Here is a 19,737-nt window from a genome sequence, read left to right on the forward strand (position 1 = left end):
GGAAGCCAGCGAGCCGATAATGTTGAAAAAGCCGATTAGCGCCAGCGCGATTACCGCATAGCGTGCATCGATGCCGATATCGCCGATATAGGCGGGGAAATGCGCGGTAATGAAGGCGACCTGGAAACCGCAGACGAAGAAGCCCGAAACCAGCAGGATGAAGCTGCGATGGGCGAAGGCCTCCCTTAGGGCTTCGCCCACGGTCTGCTTGAATATCTCGGCGCTGTTCCGCGCCGTGGCGGCATTGCCCACGAGCGGAATGGCCAAGAGCGGAACGATCAGCATGGCGATGCTCATATAGACCAGCGTGTCCGACCAACCGAAAGCGTCGATGAGGCCCTGGCTTATGGGCGCGAAAATAAACATGCCGGCGGAACCTGCGGCTGTTGCGAGGCCGAAGATCAGGCTGCGTTTTTCCGCGGGCACACTGCGCGCGAAGGCCGCCAGAATGATGCCGAAGGATCCACCTGCCACGCCGAGACCGACGAGCACGCCGCCGCCGACATGGAGCATGGCCTCATGCGTTGGCATCGACATCATAAGGAGACCCGCAGCATAGAGCACTGCGGATAGTGCCAGAACGCGCCAGGTCCCGAAACGGTCGGCCACAGCGCCGAAGATCGGCTGGCCGATGCCCCAAAGAAGGTTCTGGATCGCCATTGCCAGACCGAATGTCGTGCGATCCCAGCCGGTTTCCGCAAGCATCGGAAGTTGGAAGAAACCCATCGCCGAGCGTGGACCGAAATTCAGGGCCGCAATCAGGCAGCCGCATATAACAACCAGCCAGGGGAACGAAACCGGTGCGGCTGCGCGATCGGGGTTTGGTTGTGTCATGAGGGCCTTCGATAGCTTTCTGCAACGTGGCATGTTGATGGGGCGAGGAAGATAGCGCAAATAGCACATCAACATAATCGACAAATTGTGCACGTTCGATCAGATTTTCTCATGACTGAACGACGCCCGGGGGAATAAACTTGTCCGCGGAGCCGTTGTTGGAGAAGAAGCGCAACGGACCTGCGGAGGCGGGCAGGGGTATGGACGGCAAAAGGAAGGCGATTGTCGGCGAGATTCCCGGGTTGCGGCGCTATGCCCGCGCACTGCTTCGCGATGCGGATGCGGCTGACGACCTTGTGCAGGATTGCCTGGAACGCGCGTTCTCGCGGCTCGACAATTGGCAAACGGGCACCTCGCCACGGCGATGGTTGTTCACGTTGATGCACAACCTCTTCGTCGATGGGGTGCGGGCGCGAAAGCGGCGCAGCGAACTGGTCGCAGGCGCAAAGCTCGATACGCAAGAAGTCACAAGGGCACCGGAGCAAAACGGCGTTCTCGATCTCCAAGACGTGCTCGATGCACTGCAGGAGGTTGGCTCGGACCGGCGTGCTGCGATCCTTTTGGTGGGTGTCGAAGGGATGAGTTACGCCGAGGCCGCCGAGATTCTGGGTATTCCAACGGGAACGCTGATGTCGCGCGTGGCGCGTGGGCGGCAGGATCTGCGCGAAATTCTCGATGTGGCGCGGCGACGGCGCATTCTCAAGGCGGTGGAATGATGACGCAACGCAGCTTTGACGAAAGGGATATTCATCTCGCGCTCGATGGCGAGCTTTCGCCGGAAGATATGGCCGCTTATCAGGCATGGCTGGAAACCCGCGCCGACATGCGTGCGCTGAGCGCTCGCTATGCCTCGGATCGGGCGCTGCTTCGTGAAACCCTGGCCGGACTGATTGACGAGGAACTCCCGCAACGCGTGCGGGAAGAGGCCATTTCCGCCGGCCGGGACCCGGTCGGCACACGGCGCACGACGCTTCGCCGCTTGGCCGCCGCCGCTGCCCTGCTTGTCGCGGTGGGGGTGGCGGGAGGCTTCTGGGCAGGCCGGCAGGCTCTCAACGGTGGCGAAACGCCTGCTGCGCTGGATGTGGTCGGCGAAGCCGTCGCTGCCCATCAGGTTTATGCCGCGGAGAAACTGCATGTCGTCGAGGTCGGCGCCAGCGACCGCAATCATTTGGTTGGATGGCTTTCCAACCGCGTTGGCACCAAGCTCGTTGCTCCCGATCTGCGTGCCGAAGGCTTCGATCTCATGGGGGGACGATTGCTGCCTTCAGGCGGCAAGGCGGCCGCCCAGTTCATGTATGAAGATCCGGTTGGCGAGCGCATTTCGCTCTACGTCGCGCATTGCGTGAAGGGAGAGAATACGGGCTTTCGGCTGTTCGAGGACGAAAGCGGCCGCGCATTCTACTGGCAGGAAGAAGGATTCGCCTACACGGTGGCGGGCTCGATTCCTGAGGAGCGTCTGCTCGGATTGGCAAACCTATCCTACCGGCAATTGCTTGCCGGTAGGTAGGGTACACAAATCATATCCGTGAAAATTCAGCTTTTGGCTGCGCTTTTCTTCGACGTGGTGGAGGCTTTGGCCTTGCTGTCGACGGGCAGATAGTGGACATCGCGCTGTGGGAAGGGGATCGATATGCCCTTCTCGTCGAATGCCTTCTTGGCGGCCTTCGTCAAGTCTAGGCGGGTCTGCCACCAATCCGCAGTCGTGGTCCAGTAGCGCATCGTTACGTTGACGGCACTGTCGCCCAGTTCGGAAACGAAGGTTGCCGGTTCTTGATCGGTCAGCACGCGTTCGTCGGTGGCGGCGAGGTCGAGCATGGTCTTTTGGGCCAGGTCGATATCGTCATTGTAGCCGATGCCGATGACCAGATCGTTGCGACGACGCGGATTGCGCGAATAGTTGGTGACGGATGTGTTCCACAGCGAGCTGTTCGGCGCGAGAATGTAGAGACCGTCGATGGTTTTCATCTCCGTGGCGAACAGGCCGATCGTCTGGATGGTGCCAGAAATACCACTTGCTTCTACATACTCGCCGACGCGGAAGGGTTTTAGGACGAGAAGCATGATGCCGGCGGCAACATTCTGCAGTGTGCCCTGAAGGGCAAGTCCGATTGCCAGGCCTGCCGCACCCAGAGCCGCGATGATGCTTGCCGTTTGAACGCCGAACTGGGCCAGAACGGTGACGCCGACCAGAATCAGAATTGCGTATCGGGCGATCTTGGAGAGAAAAGTGGTAAGCGTAACGTCGAAAGAGGGGAAATGATCGAGCGTGCGACGCACCCATTTTTCCACCATTCCTGCAACGATGAACCCGGCGATGATGAGAATGATGGCGCCGAGAATCGAGAAAGCGTAAGATACAGCGAATTCGCTGACCTGGGCCAGGGCTGCCTGGGCAGCCGTCATGAGGTTCTCAGTTTGCATTTCCATATTGGGGAATGTCTCCGTGCCATGTTTGTCGTTTCCGGCCTTCAAGGGACGGCTTTGACCCTTTTTCTGCGCTTGAAGCGCCAGGGCGTGGCGATGCAGGCGACGTGTCCCGTCTGCCTGGTTAGCTCCGTGTGTCTAGCAAGCCTCGTTATGGGCTGCAAATATGCCGTGCGGCATGAGATTGGTCCCGGACCGGGCCCGAGGTCTTCAACCGGAGCATTGCATGTCGATTGACGTTCGTCCCATCGCTCAGGCCGATCTGGATGCGCTGGTCGCAATCGAAAATGCGGCCTTTTCGGGCGACAGGCTGTCACGCCGCTCTCTCCAACGATTGATACGCTCGGTGGCGGCCATCGCCTGCGTTGCAGAAGAGAACGGAAAAATTCTTGGTTATGCGCTGGCGCTGACACGCCGGACGAGCGGCATCGCGCGTCTATACTCCATAGCCGTTACACCGGGCGAAACCGGCAAGGGTGTGGCCGGGTTGTTGATGTGCCGTATCGAAGAAGCAGTTCGAGAGCGCGGGCTCCGAGCTATGCGACTCGAGGTGCGCGCAGACAATCAGGCGGCGATACGGCTTTATGAAAAGACAGGATATCGAAGGTTCGCCCAATATGAGAATTATTATCACGACGGTATGCGTGCGCTCCGCTACCAGAAAGCATTGTGCGCGTTGAACACGGAGAACGGCCGCAGATGAGTTGGGTCATCCTGACTGGCAAAAAAGGCGATCTCGACGAGACCGCCACCCCATACAAGATCATCACAAATCGCGATTATCTGGCTCACCCGGCCTTGTTCCGCGGACAGCGTCCCAAGGTCATCAATCTCTCATCGAGCTACGCCTATCAGAGCCGCGGCTATTATGCCTCGCTGCTCGCCAGCTCCCGCGGGCATCGCGTGATCCCTTCGGTCGAGACCATGATCGACCTGTCGGCGCGGAAACTTTACGAAAACGCGCTCCCGGAACTGGAACAGGCACTCAATCGATGCCGCGCGGAGCTCGGGAGCGGTTTTCCGGCCAGCGTTACGGTGTTTTTCGGCATCGGGCCGGAAAAGGCTTGGGAACGTTTCGCAAAGCTGCTGTTCGACTGGTTTCGCGCACCCGCGCTCGAAGTGCTTATAAAAGACGGCGAATGGGCGACGATCACGCGCATCGGGTTTCGCTCCCTGTCACGCATGAGTGTCGAAGAAAAAGACAGATTCACCGCTTCCCTCCACACTTACACGAGCCGGCAATGGCGTGACAGTCGTACCCGTGTCCCGGCACGTTACGGTTTCGCGACCCTCATCGATCCCCGGGAAGAATTGCCACCTTCGAGCATCGCATCGCTCAAGCATTGGTCGCGAATAGCCGCCCGTATGGGGGTAGAGGTGGAGCCGATCACCAAAAAAGACCTGCCGCGCCTTGCCAATTTCGATGCTCTGTTCATTCGCGAAACGACGTCAATCTCGAACCACACCTACCGGTTCGCTCGCCGCGCCCAACAGGAGGGGATGCCGGTCATCGACGACCCCTTGTCGATGATCCGCTGCACGAACAAGGTTTACCTCAACGAATTGATGGCGGCGCACCGCGTGCCCGTTCCACCGACGATGATGATCGCCGGTTCTGCCGATCTGGAGCGCGCGGCCGATATGCTCGGTTTTCCTCTGGTGCTCAAGACACCCGACAGTTCGTTCTCGCGTGGCGTGAAGAAGGCTGGGGACATGGCGGAACTGAAAACGTTGGCGACCAAATGGCTGGAAGACTCGGACCTGCTCATCGCGCAGCAATTCCTGCCCACCGCATTCGATTGGCGCATTGGCGTTCTCGACGGAAAACCGCTTTTCTCAGTGCAGTATCTGATGGCCAAGAAGCATTGGCAGATCGTGAATCATGAACGGCAAGGACGCCCCGACGAGGGCGGCTTCCGCTCGTTCCGATTGGCCGATACACCCGCAGATGTGCTCGATATTGCTGTGCGCGCAGCACGCTGCATCGGTAGCGGGCTCTATGGCGTCGATCTCAAGGAAACGCCTGAGGGCATCCACGTTATCGAAGTCAACGACAATCCCAATCTCGATCACGGCTGCGAGGATGCCGGCGAGAAGGACGCCGTCTGGACTGCCCTCACACAGTGGTTCATCGCCCGGCTGGAACGGTGAGACGCATCCCCGGCGAGAGAGGCGGTGCCGCCGGGTTTGCGAAGGCAGCCATCTTTACCGGACCTGCTTGCTCGGGTGCGCGCTCACAAAGCTGTAACCTGTCGCTCTTGCTCGATTGTCGCGAAGCGGTCGAGAAAAGCCTCCTGCGCCAGTTTTGGCGGTTGCGGCTCAAGTGTCAGGCCTTCGGGAGGCAGGCCGCGGGGGCGCCCGAAAAATTTGGCGGCTTCCGTTACATCGAAGCCGGCCAATTGCGTTGCTTCATAGAAGGCCGCAATCTGGTCGGCGCGTTTGATCGCTTTCTTCAACTTTTCAGGAAGATTCGGCGCCAGGGTGAAGCGCTGGTGGATTGCACGTTGCAGGCGCTTCTCCACGGATTTGTAATCGTCGCCCAGTGTTGCCTTAAAGGGAGAGATCATGTCACCGATCACATATTCCGGCGCATCGTGCAGGAGAGCTGCCATCGAGCATTCTGGTGTGACGTCGCGTGTGATCTTGCAGAAAATTTGCTCAACCAGCAAAGAATGCTGTGCGACGGAATAGGCGTGATCGCCCTTCGTCTGCCCGTTCCAACGCGCGACGCGCGCAAGACCATGTGCGATATCGATGATTTCCACGTCGAGCGGGGAGGGATCGAGAAGGTCGAGACGGCGACCGGACAGCATTCGCTGCCAGGCGCGCGGGCCCGCGGTTTTGGAAGTCGCCGGCATCAACCCACGTCTTCGGCGGTTTCGGGGAAGGTGAAACTCGCCCAGTTCGGGATGGCGAGCGTTACCGCAATGTCTTTGGCGGTAATCGGGGTATCTGCATCCATGGCATCCTTGACCCTGTCGATCCGTACAATCGCCAGAGCGTTTCTGCCTGAGACCGTGCCGAGGGATCCGAGCGGCTTCCCGGCAGCTCTCAACTCGGTTCCAGCGGGTGGCAGGGCGTCTGCGCCGCTTGCGATCAGGAGCCGTCGGCGAGCCGTACCGCGATGTTGCATTCGCGACACCACTTCCTGACCGACGAAACAGCCCTTCCTGAGCCCGACACCACCATTCTGATCGTACAGCACGTCGTGAGGAAATGCTTCGCCCAGTTCGAAATCGCTGCCGCTTTCGGCAACTGCGTTTGCAATTCGCAGTCCGTTCCAGCTTTCCTCGCCGCTGTCGGCCACCGGAGCGTCGGCATAATGGCGGCGAACGCTCACAGACTTGGGAAAACGCCGGTCAAGCGGCGTTGTATGGAGGTCCGAAGGAGCGGAATCAATTTCCCATGAAATTGCGATAGCGCGTTGTTCTATTTCGGAAAAGTCGGCTTTTGCCCGCAGTTTGTAAAGCCGGAGACGCTTTACCAGGTCGGCGGCAATGTCCGTGCGACACTCAATTTGCAGGGCATTGTCGCCAGCGCGCGAAATCAAAAAATCGAACAGAATCTTGCCCTGCGGTGTAAGCAACGCGCCTGGCAGACATTCTCCGTCTTCAAGTGCCGAGAGATCGGTGGTGATCACATTCTGAAGGAAGTGCTCGGCCTCGGGTCCCCGCAATTGAAAGAGGGCGCGATTTTCTAGGCGGCAGGTCGGCATGGCTGATCCGGAATGGATTCGACAACGGGCTTGAACCTCTTAGCTAGGATGCTTTGAGGTCGGCGACAACCCGGTACTTGTCATGAGTGCCGCGAGCGATGTTTCCTGGCTCACCGCCCTGCCTTTTCCCGCAGGCGCATTGCCGCCTCGGCGAGGGCGCGCGCACTCCTGGCGCTCAAGCCGCCGTTGTCATAATCGCGACGGATCGCGTCTTCAATCTGTTCTGCGATATTGTCGAGAGAGGGTGAAGAGGTGTGGTTCGGGGCGCTTCGATGGTCAAACAGGTTTATCCAGTGATCCGTCTCGCGACCGAAGCGCATCAGCCGATCAAGATAGAGTTCGCAGTTCCCATTGCGCGACAACAGGCCGAACAAACCCGCTGCAAGCGACAGCGGACTCATTACGACATCCCGCAGACCGTCGGCCATGAGCTTGACCTGAAACAAAACGATGCGCCGGACGAGACGCCCGCGTCTGCCCGGAACTTGCGGCGATGCGGTCACATCGCCACGCGATTGCGCTATCCCCTCCATCGGCACACCTCCCTGATTCTTCTTCGGATATGGGGGGATTGCAGGAGATTGCAAGAATCGATCAATCGCCGGCGACGAAAAACGCCCAGCGCCCCTCCGGCGTGATTCCGACCCGGTAGAAGATATAGGCGCCGAAACTCTTCATATCCTCGTAGTCGCCTGCGGTGACCAGCGTGAACAGTTCGACGCGTTGCTTCTTGTCAAGCGATTCGAGCGGTATGGCGAAGAAGTAAGGCCAAACATACATTTCTTGGGGCGTGCCTGTGTCGAGATGCACATAGCCTGCCTGCAAGACTTCCAGCAGGATAGCCAGGATTTCCTGCCCTTCCTCATCTCCCGACAGTTCGAGGAGAAAGTCCAGCGGATCGCCATCCAGGCCGCCGAGCGAAAGGCGTGTTCCGCCATCGTCACTGCCGATCAGCGGGCGCAGGCGTTCGATATCACCGCTTTTAGCCGCTTCGACGATCAGTCCGTGCATCCTCTGCACAGGCTCGGGAAGTTGCTCTAGGTCATAAATAACCTGCGGCAGTTCCTTTCCGATCTCAGTGTTAGGGCGGACAACGTCGCGCAGCGGGGTGTCTTCCAGCGGCACCGTTTCATCGGCAGGTTCGGCACCGCCGGGAGCGCTGCTTGCATCCGGCGAGCGAATGGGCGGAGGCAGCGGTATGCGCTCCACACTGTCGGTGTCTGCTTCTTCTTCGACCGGCTCCACCTGATGCAACTCGCTGAGAGCGACGGCCGGGGAGGCCGCCCCTCCCAACAGTCCGAGTGCTGTAAGACCGCTCAGCAGACGTCCGCGCCACCGCAGACGATCGCGCCTGTTCGATGCCGTTTGGACGTTCAGTAGAAGATACTGCGTCATTGTCACGTCTCAGTTTCCGTAGCGCTGTACGATCTCGGTGGAAAGGCGCGAGCCCTCGTTCATATAGTGATCGATGGCGGTCATCGCCTGATCCGTGCAGTTTTCATACGTACCCGCGAATGCCCTGTAGCCGCGGTTGAAGCTGGCGATCAGCTTCTCCCGGCGTGCCGCTGTCGGATCTTCCGTGTCGAGAAGTTCTTCCATCTTCGCGCGCCATGTTCCCGTCTCCTCACCGCACAGATTGCGCAGATAATGGATCGAGCCAAGCACTTCGGCGAGCCTCAGAAGCGGCGTTTCATAGTTTGCATCGTTTGCATGCGCCATGGGCGCAACCATAAGAAGTGCGGCCAGAAGGCCGTAACGTGCAGAACCACTATGCATGCCGTGTTGTCTCCCAGCGGGCTACGACTGTCAAACGCCCATGATCGCCAGAAGGCAATCACAAGACCTGCAAGAAAGTGGCGAGATTGAGGGCGTGACGCGGGAAATAGTCAGCTATCGGAGAGCTGTTGCAGTTCTTCAATGATTTCGCGCGTGCTGTCGGTCAGCGGCATGGCGATAATCTCGTGGGGCGAAAACCATCCTGCTTCGCCGGCATCGTCTCCGGCTATGATCGTGCCGGTTGCAACGGTGGCGCGGAATACGGTCAGCCGAAAAACCTGCCGCTCGTCGTCTCCATTCAGGAGGACTTCGCGGTAGGGGCGAGCTGTATGCAGCCGCAGCCCGGTCTCTTCGAGCAATTCACGGGCGACGGCCTGTTCGAGCGTTTCCCCAACCGCCACGCGACCGCCGGGAAACGCGTAGAGACCCTTCGCCGGCGCGCGGCCACGGCGTACAAGAAGAAACCTTTCCTCTTGCAAGACCGCTGCAGAAACAGCCAGGATTTCCTCCGATTTCATAGGCACAAACCTTGCATCCTCGCCGTCGATCGCCAACAGTCCGACCTGACGCTTTTATGTATTGATAAGCTTAGGGAGGCAACCTTGCGGGGGATGCGGAGCACAGGGCTGATTGCCGGTCTGGCGTTCATGTTGTCACTGTCGGCATGCGCGACGTTGAACGAGTCCGAATGCGAATCGGTGAATTGGAGCGAACTGGGACGCAACGATGGTGCTGCGGGGCGCAATATCTCGCATGTGCAGCAACACCGGAAAGCATGCGCGAAATTCGATTTGCCGGTGGATGAGAATGCTTGGCGAACGGGTTGGGAGGAAGGCATCCGCCGCTATTGCACACCGCAGAACGGATTGAGCAAGGGACGAGACGGGCGCAGCTACGCCAATTCCTGTCCGTCGGATGTCGCCGCGGGCTTCGAGAGCGCCTATCGCGTCGGCAAGCGCGTTCATGACGCCCGGTCAGACTACGACCGGCTAAAGCGTGAACTCGAGCGGCTTTATGACGATCTGGACGATGCGGCCAAGGGCGAGGAACGCCGTAAAGTGCGCAACCGGATTTCCCTGAAGGAATCGGACCTGTTCCTTGCCGAAGGCCGCGTCCGCGATGCAGAGCGTCTTTATGATCGCTACCTCTATGACGAAGCGGCGGGGCGGTCGTGACTCATGTGCGGTCGCTTCGCCCTGAACGACACACCGGATGCCGTGCAGTCTTTGCTGGCCGTCACGGATTTCGAGCCGTTCCCCCCACGTTACAATATCGCCCCGACGCAACCTATCCTTATGGCCTTGTCGGGGCCGACACGAGCGGCCGGTTCCAATTTACCGGCACGGCAGAGTGTGCTGGTGCGCTGGGGACTCATACCGTCTTGGGCGAAGAATCCGGCCGATCTGTCGCTGCTTTTCAACGCCAGATCCGAAACGGCGGCTGAGAAGGCGTCGTTTCGCACCGCGATGCGACACCGCCGCGCGCTGGTTCCTGCAAATGGATTCTATGAATGGCGCCGGGTGGGATCGAAACGGGCCGAGCCCTACTGGATCAGGCCACGCGATGGGGGGCTGATCGCTTTCGCCGGATTGATGGAAAGCTGGTCCGAGCCCGGAGGTGCGGAAATGGACACGGGCGCCATCCTTACGACTGAAGCCAATGAGGATTTGCGCGGTATCCATCATCGCATGCCCGTGGTGATCAAGCCCGAGGATTTCGACCGCTGGCTCGATTGTCTCAACCGGGAACCGCGCCATGTGGGCGATCTGATGAAGCCTGCGGAGCCGGGCTTCTTCGAGGCTGTGCCTGTTTCGGACAGGGTCAACAAGGTGGCCAATGCCGGTCCGGAGTTGCAGGACCGCGTTGACCGCCATGAAGGTGCAAGCTCCGATCCGAAGCCTGAAAACGATGGTGGCCAGCTTGATCTCTTTTAAGCGATGGTCCGCATGAGATGAACGGCCTCTGCGCCGAACCGGTAGACGCCCTCGCGCACTCCTCTGAAGGACTGGCGCGTCACATCGCTGACGGGCAGGGGGAGTTCTTCTTCTGAAATGCGGCCCAGAATCAATTCCGCAAGCGCTTTGCCGAACACCGTGCCGGGGCCGATTCCGCGCCCATTATAACCGGAAAAACCGATGACATTATCGTCGAGGCGATGAAATTTCGGCAGATGATCCGCCGTCATCCCGATATGGCCGTACCAGCCGCTTTCAAACCGAATTCCCCTCAACTCCGGAAACAGGCGGGCGATGGCACGTTCGGCCCAGGCGCGATGAACGGCTTGGCCGGTGCCTTTCAGCGCTCCAACACTTCCGAAGACCAGCCGCCCATCGTGATCCCAGCGGAAAGAAGTGAGAACCTGCTTCGTATCCCACGCACCCTGACGCTGGGGCAATATCCTGTCTCTCACCGTTTGGGGCAGGGGCGGGGTGGCGAAATTGAAATAGGGGAGGTGAACGATCTCTTCGCGAATCTGTGGCCAGGGCGTGGTGGTATAAGCGTTGGTCGCGACGATTACGTGCCGCGCAGTCACCGCGCCTTGCGGTGTTTCTAGCAGCCAGCCATCTCTGCTCCGCTGCGCTTTCGTCACGCGGGAGCCGGTGTGCAGCTTTGCGCCGGCTTTGGTGGCCGCATGAGCGAGACCGCGTGCATAGGCAAGCGGCTGAATGGTGCCCGCACGTTCATCGAGAAGCGCGCCGGCAAAAGCGGCGCTGCCAACCATTCTCTCGGTCTGCTGTCGGTCCAGTAACCTCACCGGAGCGCTACGAACCTTCCATTGCCGGGCCCGTTCTCCGATTTGTTTGAGGCCGCTTTCGCCTACCGCACAATGCAATGTGCCTACTGGCATCGCTTCGCATTCCATGCCGTGCCGTTCGGCCAAGTCGAACACAACCCGCGGTGCATCGCCCAGAAGCGCGAGCAGACGTTCGCCATGGCACTCTCCGAGAATGCCTGGCAGATCGTCGGGCATGACCCACATACCCGCATTGACGAGGCCCACATTGCGTCCCGAGCCGCCGAAGCCGATCTCGTCGGCCTCGAGAAGCACGGTATCGGTACCCGCTTCCGCAAGGCAAAGCGCAGCGGAAAGTCCGGTATAGCCGCCACCGATGATGGCCACCTCGGCCATAACCGCTTCGGTCAGGGCATGGGTCGGTGGAGCCGGGTGGGCGGTCTTCTCCCAAAGGCCATGGGAAAACGGATCGTTCCTCATTTGACGGACTCATTAACGCTCGGCAAGGTCCGACACATCACACGCGGTCTGCCGGAGATCCAAGCGAAATATCCGCATCACTTGATGCCGTCGTCGCATTGAAGCGTGAAATGAGGTGCACAGCGTCCATTTCACCGCGCCCGCGATGTCAGGAAACCGTCTTGCCCCTTGCCACCCGCTCCGGACACGCCGGAGCGAAACCTTAGTCGGTCTGCGTGTCGTAGGGGGTGTGTTTCGGCGCCGGTGCAGGCTTCTCGGCCTTGCACTGCAGAGCGGCATTGATCGCTGCCGGTCCAACCGCGTGATACTGGCTAAGCAGGAGCTTTTCCCGTTCGGTTTGGTACTCTGCTGGCTTGTTCATGTCGCGGGGCATAACTAATCCTTGGTTCCGCGTTGTCGTCCCTTCCGCGCAGATGGGGACCAAATCCGACAAAATCTTGACAGACAGCCCCGTCGGAAGACGCATCCTTAAAATTGCCGCATCAGCCTTAACATTTCCTTCACATTGCCATTTTGCTTGCAATACCTCTTTCGGGCCGCAAAGCCGGGTTTCGCCATGATCCCCAACCTTTTGGCTTTCAGCTTTTAGTCTTGACGCATCAGCCACCGGCGGCGATAAGGACGCCTATGAAAACGCTGTGTGCCATTATCGGTATTTGCATTATCGGCTAGCGCCAAACCGCTGGTCCGGACGTTTTCGCCCTCCCTTTCCGACGAGAAAAACGCCCAGGCCAGACGGCCGGAGTGAACCATGCCCGCAATATGCGTGTCGCTTGAGTATGGCGACGGGTTGAAAACGGAAGGCGAGGATGACGAACGGTTTCAAGGGCCTCAGGGTCTACAACACGCTGACGCGGGCCAAAGAGGACTTCGTCCCCATCGATGAGAAGAATGTCCGCATGTATGTGTGCGGGCCGACGGTCTATGACTATGCCCATATCGGCAATGCACGCCCGGCCATCGTCTTCGATGTCTTGTTCCGCCTGCTGCGCCATCTTTATGGCGAGGATCACGTCATCTATGTGCGCAACATCACCGACGTCGACGACAAGATCAATGCACGCGCCCGGCGCGATTACCCCCGCCTGCCGCTCAATGAAGCGATCCGCGAAGTCACGCGCAAGACGGCCGATCAGTATCACGCCGATGTCGCAGCACTCGGTTGCCTGGAGCCTACGATCGAGCCGCGCGCCACTGAATTCGTCTTGCCTCGTGCCGATGGGTTGACGGATATGGCCAGCCTGATTCAATCCCTTATCAATCGCGGCCATGCCTATGAGGCAAAAGGAGAAATTCTTTTCGATACCGCTTCGATGCCGGCCTATGGTGGGTTGTCCAAGCGCAAGTTGGAAGACCAGCAGGCAGGCGCGCGCATCGCCGTCGAGGCGCACAAGAAGAATCCGGCTGACTTTGTCCTCTGGAAGCAGTCGTCGGCCGAGGAGCCTGGTTGGGATGCGCAATTCACTGTGGACGGTGCCGCGGTGGCGATCCGCGGCCGGCCCGGCTGGCACATCGAGTGCTCAGCCATGTCGGCGGCCTATCTTGGCGAGGAATTCGATATCCACGGCGGCGGCCTCGACCTGATTTTCCCACACCACGAAAACGAGATTGCGCAGTCCTGCTGCGCCCATGGCCGCGATGTCATGGCCCATTACTGGATGCACAACGGTTTCCTCCAGGTGGAGGGGCGCAAAATGTCCAAGTCCGAGGGCAATTTCGTCACCATTCACGACTTGCTGGAAACGCAGAAATTCGGTGACCGGAAATGGCCGGGCGAGGTGCTGCGGCTTGCAATGCTGATGACCCATTATCGCGAACCCATCGATTTTTCGGTGCGCAAGCTCGAAGAGGCCCAAGCCGTGCTCGACGGCTGGTATCGCGCCGTCGGCGATGTCGAGACGGGCGCTATCGGGTGTGCGGATACGGTGGCTGCGCTCAGCGACGATCTTGGAACGACGGGCGCCATCGCTGGCCTGCACGAACTGCGTGGCGAGGCGGCCAGAGGCAGCGGTGAGGCGAGGCAGGCTCTCAAGACGAGCGCGGGCCTTCTCGGGCTGCTTGGCCGGACCGAGAGCGAATGGTTTGCGGCCAAGGCATCGGAGGCATCCATCGATGCAGGCTCCGTAGAACGGGCGGTCAAAGAGAGGCTCAAGCAGTTGCGCGAAAAGAACTTCGCCGAAGCCGACCGCATTCGCGACGAGCTGGCGGCACAGGGCATCCAGTTGATGGATTACAAGGATTCTGAAAGTGGCGAACGCCGCACCAAATGGGAGACAAAACGATGATCGATCACATCGGTATTCGGACGGCGGATTTCGAGCGTGCAAAAGCGTTTTACGACAAGGCCATGGCTCCACTCGGCGCCTCGCTGCTCAAAATGGTGCCACCGGAGTACACGGATGGTGTCAAGGTGGGCGGCTATGGTCGCGATTGGCCGGTCTACTGGCTGACGGAAGGCGCGCCGGCGAGCGAATCCAAGCACATCGCCTTCACCGCCAACACACGCGAAGAGGTGGATGCCTTCTATAAGGCAGCCCTTGAAGCCGGTGGCCGCGACAATGGCGCTCCCGGCCCTCGGCCGCAATATCACGCCAACTATTACGGTGCGTTCGTCTTCGATCCCGACGGCAACAATGTGGAAGCCGTCTGTCATAAGCCAGCCTAGAAAGGATGCGGGATGAGTCTCGACAACAAGCCCGTCTATTCCGGCGGTTGCCAGTGCGGGGCGGTTCGTTTCCATATCGAAGGGGCGCTCGGCGAGGCGTCCGTGTGCCATTGCCGCATGTGCCAGAAGGCAAGCGGCAATATCATTTTGCCGCTGGTTTCCATACGCGATGCGAAACTTACCTGGACACGCGCCGAACCGAAACGCTTCCGATCGTCCAGCCATGTGCTGCGCGGCTTTTGCCCGCAATGCGGCACGCCGCTCACCTACGAGGTTCCCGACGGCCTGGCGATAACGATAGCCACCTTCGACCAGCCGGAGGAAATCGCACCCGTCGTTCAGTGGGGCATGGAAGGCAAACTGCCCTATACCGACAACCTGTCGGCGTTGCCTGGTTACACATCCGAGGAAGACGCGGACGCGGTGGAATTTCTGCGCGATCTGGTCTCGTATCAGCACCCCGATCATGAAACGGACGAATGGCCGTTGCCCGCAAATGGACGGAAAGACAGTAAGAATGGCTGAATTGCGCACGCTTTATCCCGAAATCGAGCCCTTCGACAGCGGCATGCTGGATGTGGGCGATGGTCACACGATCTATTGGGAGCGTGCGGGAACGCGTGGCGCCAAGCCCGCGGTCTTCTTGCACGGCGGACCTGGCGGCGGCTGCTCGCCCACCCATCGCCGTGCCTTCGATCCGAGTCAATACGACGTGATGCTGTTCGATCAGCGCGGTTGCGGTCGTTCGAAACCTCATGCGGAGCTCGAAGCCAACACCACGTGGCATTTGGTGGCCGACATCGAACGGCTGCGTGCGATGATGGGCGTCGATAAATGGCAAGTCTTCGGCGGTTCCTGGGGGTCTACGCTGGCGCTCGCCTATGCCGAGACACATCCCGAACATGTGTCGGAACTTATTCTGCGGGGGGTCTACACGCTCACCCGTGCCGAACTCGAATGGTACTACCAGTTCGGGGTGTCCCAGATGTTTCCGGAAAAGTGGGAACGTTTCATCGCCCCGATCCCGGAAGCCGAACGCGGCGATCTCATGGCCGCCTATCGCAAGCGCCTGGTATCGGAAAACCGCGCCGTTCAACTCGAGGCGGCAAAGGCATGGAGCTTGTGGGAAGGCGAGACGATTACCCTATTGCCCGACCCCAGCCTTACAGAGCAGCACGGCGGTGACGATTTCGCCATCGCCTTTGCGCGCATCGAGAATCATTTTTTCGTTCATGGCGGATGGTTCGAGGAGGGCCAGCTCCTGCGCGATGCATCTAGGCTATCCGGCATACCCGGTGTCATCGTTCATGGCCGCTACGACATGCCATGTCCTGCCCATTATGCGTGGCAATTGCACAAGGCATGGCCGGATGCCGAGTTCCATCTGATCGAGGGGGCGGGACACGCCTTTTCCGAGCCCGGCATTCTCGACCGCCTGATCCGGGCAACCGACCAATTCGCGGGCAGATGACGATGGCAGACAAGGAACGCATCTATCTTTTCGATACGACACTGCGCGACGGCCAGCAGACACCGGGCGTTGATTTTTCCGTCGAGGATAAAATCGCCGTAGCAAAACTGCTCGACGATTTCGGATTCGACTATGTCGAGGGCGGCTATCCGGGAGCCAACCCCACCGACACGGCGTTCTTTTCAAGCAAGCGTACGTCAAAGGCTGCGTTCGTCGCATTCGGTATGACCAAGCGTGCGGGCGTTTCCGCATCCAACGATCCGGGCCTTTCCGCTCTACTGCAATCGGCCAGCGATGCGATCTGCTTCGTTGCCAAGAGCTGGGACTATCATGTCCGCGTTGCGCTCGGCTGCACGAATGAGGAAAATCTGGAATCGATCACCGCATCGGTCCGGGCTTCGGTTGCTTCCGGCAAGGAGACGATGGTCGATTGCGAACATTTCTTTGATGGTTACAAAGCCAATCCGGATTATGCGCTTGCTTGTGCGAAGGCGGCTTATGACGCTGGCAGCCGTTGGGTGGTGTTGTGTGACACCAATGGCGGCACACAGCCAGCGGAAATCCAGGAAATTGTGCGCGCGGTGATCGCAACGGGCATTCCCGGCGCGTATCTGGGCATCCATGCGCATGACGATACGGGCCAGGCAGTGGCGAATTCGCTGGCCGCGCTGGAGGCGGGGGTGCGGCAGGTGCAGGGCACGCTGAACGGCATCGGCGAGCGCTGCGGCAACGCCAATCTGGTAACCATCCTGCCGACGCTGGCCCTCAAGCCCACCTACGCGGAACGCTTCATAACCGGCATTAACGAGGACAAACTTGCCGATCTTTCTCGCTTGGCCCATGCGTTCGACGAGCTTTTGAATCGCGCGCCAGAGCAGCAAGCACCCTATGTGGGAGCGTCCGCATTCGCCACCAAGGCCGGCATTCACGCCTCTGCCGTGCTCAAAGAGCCCGAGACCTATGAACACGTGCCACCGGAAAGCGTTGGCAATACACGTCGTGTCATGGTCTCCGACCAGGGCGGCAAGTCGAACTTCATTGCCGAACTGAAGCGCCGTGGCATCGCTGTCGACAAGGCCGATCCGCGCCTCGATACGCTGATTTCGCTCGTCAAGGAGCGTGAGGCTGAAGGCTACGCCTACGAGGGCGCGGATGCGAGCTTCGAGCTTCTGGCGCGGCGTACCCTCGGCAGGGTGCCGGAATTTTTCCAGGTCGACGGATTCCGCTGCATGGTGGAGCGCCGCTTCGACGCCAATGGCGAACTGAAAACAGTGTCTGAAGCCGTGGTTCGGGTGACGGTGGACGGCGAGACGCTGATGTCGGTCGCCGAAGGTCATGGCCCGGTCAACGCGCTCGATATCGCCCTGCGCAAGGACCTTGGAAAGTATCAGAGCGAGATCGCCGACCTCGCGCTGGCGGATTACAAGGTGCGTATCCTCAATGGCGGCACCGAGGCTATCACACGCGTCCTGATCGAATCCGCCGATGCGTCCGGCATGCGCTGGTGGACCGTCGGAGTGTCGGAGAACATCATCGACGCTTCCTTCGAGGCGCTGATGGATTCCATCACCTTCAAGCTGATGAAGAACCGAGGCCACGCCGGTCTCGCCGCCGCCGAATAGCCGGCCGCAGGCCTCTGATTGTCGCGGTGACAATCCTCCGATTGCCGCAAATTTGTGCAGGGTGTACTGGACCGCGATGTCCGAGACCGCGGCAAACAAGAACACGGCCCTGTCCGCGCAACCGCGCGAGCCGTTATCCGGCTTCGCCTTCGCGCTTGGCGCCTATCTGCTTTGGGGCGGGCTGCCCTTCTACATGAAGGCGGTGGCCCACATCCCGGCCTATGAGGTTGTCGCCCACCGCGTCATCTGGTCGGTTCCGGTCGCCGGTGTCATCCTGCTCCTGCTCGGCAGAACTTCGGATCTGAAGGCGGCGTTCCGCTCGCCGCGCACGCTGGCGCTGGCCGCGCTGACCGCCGGGCTCATCTCGATCAACTGGGGTGTTTACGTCTGGGCGGTGGCCGCGGGACGCACGGTCGAGGCGGCGCTGGGCTATTACATCAACCCGCTGGTCTTCGTGCTGGTTGGTGTCGTGGTGAACAAGGAAGTGCTGCGCCGGGGCCAGGTCGCGGCGGTGGCCCTGGCCGCTCTCGGGGTTGCGGTGCTGACCCTCTATGGCGGCGTCTTCCCGTGGATCTCGTTCGTCCTTGCCGGCTCGTTCACGGTCTATGGCTATATGCGCAAGACCGTCAATGTCGGCGCCATGCCGGGCCTGTTCCTCGAGACCCTGTGGCTGGTGCTGCCGGCGCTGGGCTGGCTCGTCTGGCTGCAGATGCAGGGCACCTCCGCCTTCGTGCCGGAACAACCGGGCATGATCGGCATGCTGTTGCTGGCCGGGCCGGTGACGGTGGTGCCGCTGCTGTGCTTTGCGATTTCGGCGCGGCGGCTGCGGCTGTCGACCATCGGTTTCATGCAGTTTCTCGGGCCGACCCTGCAATTCCTCGTCGGCCTCTATTATGGCGAGCATTTCTCCCTCGCCCATGCGATCTGCTTCGGCTTTATCTGGCTCGCCGTGATCGTCTTCTGCATCGATGCATGGCAGGCGGGGCGCCAGCCTCGCGTCGTCGAGGAAAGCCTGTAACCGCGTTTCCAGGGGAAGTGGACACCGGTTCACCGTCCGGAAACGCGCCGGAACAGAGTGCCTACTCGTCGTGGGTGACACGCAGCGCCAGCGTTGACGGGATCATTTGCGGCGAGGTTTGCGACAGCAGCATCAGCGTCATCAGCGGCACCGGCTCGTCCGGCGTCATCGCGATCTCGAGCGTGCCGCCGTCGCTGACAAAGGCCGACAGCGCCGCGACATAGTCATTGATCTCGGGGATCACGGCAGCGGCCTGGGCCGAGCCCAGCTCCAGCATCGCCGGCAGGCTGTCGCGCAGCTCGCCGGCGTCCTGGCCGGTCTGCAGCGCCGCGATCTCGACCGCAGTGTCGACCATTTCGCGGTCCCTGATCCGGATCGACAGGCCGTCGACGGCCATGCCCATCAGCATCATCGGGTTCTCGGTCGTCACCGCCTGGTAGAGCTGCGGCAACGGCGCGCCGGACAGGCCGAAATTCATGTCGACATCGCCGAAATCCTGCATCGTGATGTCATAGGTCAGGTCGGCCGCCCCCTCCCCGGCATCATAGGCCCAGGACAGCGAGCCTTCGGAGGACAGCTTGTCGAGACCGTGGTCCTTGACGATTGCCAGCAATTCCGGCTCGTCCGCCGGCACATAGGCGGTCATGTCCGTGAGCATGCCGCGCGAGGTGGCCCTGATTTTCGTCGGCACCAGCCACTCGAACTCGACCGGCTCGAGCACGGAATATTCCGTAAAGCTCGCCCGCTTGCCATTGACGAGGGTCTGCATGTCGGTGGCCTCGGCCCGCCCGACCGAGATCAGGCCGGTCGCCTCCAGCGGCGGCGTCTCGCCCTGTTCGAGATAGTCGAACAGGCCCGACAGGTCGGCGCCGTCCCATTGCAGCGACGGGATCAGGGTGGTCTGTTGCGCCGGGAAGAAGAAATTGCGCAACGGGCCGTCGGCAAGGGCCGCAAAGGGCATTCCCTCGCCGCTTTCGGCGAGGCTCGCCTTCATCGCC

General features: G+C 60.3%; 23 protein-coding genes. 12 read left to right on the forward strand and 11 right to left on the reverse strand.

Annotation, left to right across the window (positions count from 1 at the left end; genetic code table 11):
- Positions 1-834 (reverse strand): MFS transporter (locus QZ638_RS14520; protein WP_295811821.1); only part of this gene is annotated, 834 nt, incomplete at its 3' end.
- Positions 835-1,034: 200 nt separating this feature from the next.
- Between QZ638_RS14520 and QZ638_RS14525 the strand changes: the two genes are divergently transcribed.
- Both QZ638_RS14525 and QZ638_RS14530 read left to right on the forward strand, forming a co-directional pair.
- Entirely contained in the window at positions 1,035-1,550 is a 516-nt protein-coding gene (locus QZ638_RS14525; protein WP_295811824.1) for a sigma-70 family RNA polymerase sigma factor, read from the forward strand.
- Positions 1,547-2,341 (forward strand): anti-sigma factor, encoded by a 795-nt coding sequence (locus QZ638_RS14530; RefSeq protein WP_366936244.1) that lies wholly within the window; start codon positions 1,547-1,549, stop codon positions 2,339-2,341. The genes QZ638_RS14525 and QZ638_RS14530 overlap by 4 nt, the downstream gene beginning before the upstream one ends.
- Positions 2,342-2,367: 26 nt before the next feature.
- On the opposite strand, the gene QZ638_RS14535 is transcribed toward QZ638_RS14530, so the two are convergent.
- Complete coding sequence (locus tag QZ638_RS14535) at positions 2,368-3,261, reverse strand: mechanosensitive ion channel domain-containing protein (RefSeq protein ID WP_295811827.1); 894 nt, start codon at positions 3,259-3,261, stop codon at positions 2,368-2,370.
- Positions 3,262-3,484: 223 nt separating this feature from the next.
- Between QZ638_RS14535 and QZ638_RS14540 the strand changes: the two genes are divergently transcribed.
- Together QZ638_RS14540 and QZ638_RS14545 are read left to right on the forward strand one after the other, a co-directional pair.
- On the forward strand, positions 3,485-3,961 hold the full coding sequence (locus QZ638_RS14540) for a GNAT family N-acetyltransferase (protein WP_295811828.1): 477 nt from the start codon (positions 3,485-3,487) through the stop codon (positions 3,959-3,961).
- Positions 3,958-5,409, forward strand: a complete 1,452-nt coding sequence (locus QZ638_RS14545) for a RimK family protein (protein ID WP_295811831.1) — start codon at positions 3,958-3,960, stop codon at positions 5,407-5,409. The genes QZ638_RS14540 and QZ638_RS14545 overlap by 4 nt, the downstream gene beginning before the upstream one ends.
- Positions 5,410-5,492: 83 nt before the next feature.
- Here the strand turns inward: QZ638_RS14545 and QZ638_RS14550 are convergent, their stop codons facing one another.
- The 6 genes from QZ638_RS14550 to QZ638_RS14575 all read right to left on the reverse strand — a co-directional run bounded on the left by QZ638_RS14550 (position 5,493) and on the right by QZ638_RS14575 (position 9,267).
- On the reverse strand, positions 5,493-6,116 hold the full coding sequence (locus tag QZ638_RS14550) for an HD family hydrolase (protein WP_295811833.1): 624 nt from the start codon (positions 6,114-6,116) through the stop codon (positions 5,493-5,495).
- Positions 6,116-6,973 carry a folate-binding protein YgfZ gene (locus QZ638_RS14555; protein ID WP_295811836.1) on the reverse strand — a complete coding sequence of 286 codons (858 nt, stop codon included), beginning with the start codon at positions 6,971-6,973 and terminating at the stop codon, positions 6,116-6,118. Before QZ638_RS14555 ends, QZ638_RS14550 begins: the two co-directional genes overlap by 1 nt.
- Positions 6,974-7,083: 110 nt before the next feature.
- On the reverse strand, positions 7,084-7,401 hold the full coding sequence (locus QZ638_RS14560) for a hypothetical protein (protein WP_295811839.1): 318 nt from the start codon (positions 7,399-7,401) through the stop codon (positions 7,084-7,086).
- A gap of 166 nt (positions 7,402-7,567) precedes the next feature.
- On the reverse strand, positions 7,568-8,368 hold the full coding sequence (locus QZ638_RS14565) for a hypothetical protein (RefSeq protein ID WP_295811883.1): 801 nt from the start codon (positions 8,366-8,368) through the stop codon (positions 7,568-7,570).
- A 9-nt stretch (positions 8,369-8,377) separates the two neighbouring features.
- Positions 8,378-8,749 carry a TIGR02301 family protein gene (locus tag QZ638_RS14570; RefSeq protein WP_295811843.1) on the reverse strand — a complete coding sequence of 124 codons (372 nt, stop codon included), beginning with the start codon at positions 8,747-8,749 and terminating at the stop codon, positions 8,378-8,380.
- 110 nt (positions 8,750-8,859) lie between these two features.
- A complete protein-coding gene (locus QZ638_RS14575) occupies positions 8,860-9,267 on the reverse strand; it encodes an NUDIX domain-containing protein (protein WP_295811885.1) in 408 nt (135 codons plus the stop codon).
- 93 nt (positions 9,268-9,360) lie between these two features.
- Between QZ638_RS14575 and QZ638_RS14580 the strand changes: the two genes are divergently transcribed.
- Positions 9,361-9,924, forward strand: a complete 564-nt coding sequence (locus QZ638_RS14580; protein WP_295811846.1) for a DUF2799 domain-containing protein — start codon at positions 9,361-9,363, stop codon at positions 9,922-9,924.
- 3 nt (positions 9,925-9,927) lie between these two features.
- Positions 9,928-10,683, forward strand: a complete 756-nt coding sequence (locus QZ638_RS14585) for an SOS response-associated peptidase (protein ID WP_295811849.1) — start codon at positions 9,928-9,930, stop codon at positions 10,681-10,683.
- On the opposite strand, the gene QZ638_RS14590 is transcribed toward QZ638_RS14585, so the two are convergent.
- Together QZ638_RS14590 and QZ638_RS14595 are read right to left on the reverse strand one after the other, a co-directional pair.
- Complete coding sequence (locus QZ638_RS14590) at positions 10,680-11,963, reverse strand: FAD-binding oxidoreductase (RefSeq protein WP_295811852.1); 1,284 nt, start codon at positions 11,961-11,963, stop codon at positions 10,680-10,682. The genes QZ638_RS14585 and QZ638_RS14590 overlap by 4 nt on opposite strands.
- A gap of 202 nt (positions 11,964-12,165) precedes the next feature.
- Positions 12,166-12,570, reverse strand: a complete 405-nt coding sequence (locus QZ638_RS14595) for a hypothetical protein (protein WP_295811856.1) — start codon at positions 12,568-12,570, stop codon at positions 12,166-12,168.
- A gap of 202 nt (positions 12,571-12,772) precedes the next feature.
- Here QZ638_RS14595 and cysS point away from each other — a divergent pair, with 202 nt between their 5' ends.
- The 6 genes from cysS (at position 12,773) to rarD (ending at position 18,739) form a co-directional block, all read left to right on the forward strand.
- Positions 12,773-14,248: a cysteine--tRNA ligase gene (cysS, locus tag QZ638_RS14600; protein ID WP_295811859.1), complete on the forward strand. Its 1,476-nt coding sequence runs from the start codon at positions 12,773-12,775 to the stop codon at positions 14,246-14,248.
- Positions 14,245-14,628, forward strand: coding sequence for a VOC family protein (locus tag QZ638_RS14605; protein ID WP_295811862.1), 384 nt, complete (start codon positions 14,245-14,247; stop codon positions 14,626-14,628). The genes cysS and QZ638_RS14605 overlap by 4 nt, the downstream gene beginning before the upstream one ends.
- A 12-nt stretch (positions 14,629-14,640) precedes the next feature.
- A complete protein-coding gene (locus QZ638_RS14610; RefSeq protein ID WP_295811865.1) occupies positions 14,641-15,153 on the forward strand; it encodes a GFA family protein in 513 nt (170 codons plus the stop codon).
- Positions 15,146-16,099, forward strand: coding sequence for a prolyl aminopeptidase (pip, locus tag QZ638_RS14615; RefSeq protein WP_295811867.1), 954 nt, complete (start codon positions 15,146-15,148; stop codon positions 16,097-16,099). Before QZ638_RS14610 ends, pip begins: the two co-directional genes overlap by 8 nt.
- Positions 16,096-17,721: a citramalate synthase gene (gene cimA / locus QZ638_RS14620; protein WP_295811871.1), complete on the forward strand. Its 1,626-nt coding sequence runs from the start codon at positions 16,096-16,098 to the stop codon at positions 17,719-17,721. Before pip ends, cimA begins: the two co-directional genes overlap by 4 nt.
- Positions 17,722-17,797: 76 nt before the next feature.
- Positions 17,798-18,739, forward strand: a complete 942-nt coding sequence (gene rarD / locus QZ638_RS14625; protein ID WP_295811875.1) for an EamA family transporter RarD — start codon at positions 17,798-17,800, stop codon at positions 18,737-18,739.
- Between the two features lie 61 nt (positions 18,740-18,800).
- On the opposite strand, the gene QZ638_RS14630 is transcribed toward rarD, so the two are convergent.
- Positions 18,801-19,737, reverse strand: a 937-nt coding sequence (locus tag QZ638_RS14630; RefSeq protein WP_295811878.1) for a hypothetical protein, incomplete at its 5' end; no start/stop codon positions are given.

The sequence above is a fragment of the uncultured Nitratireductor sp. genome (assembly GCF_913053745.1).
Classification (GTDB): Bacteria; Pseudomonadota; Alphaproteobacteria; order Rhizobiales; family Rhizobiaceae; genus Nitratireductor.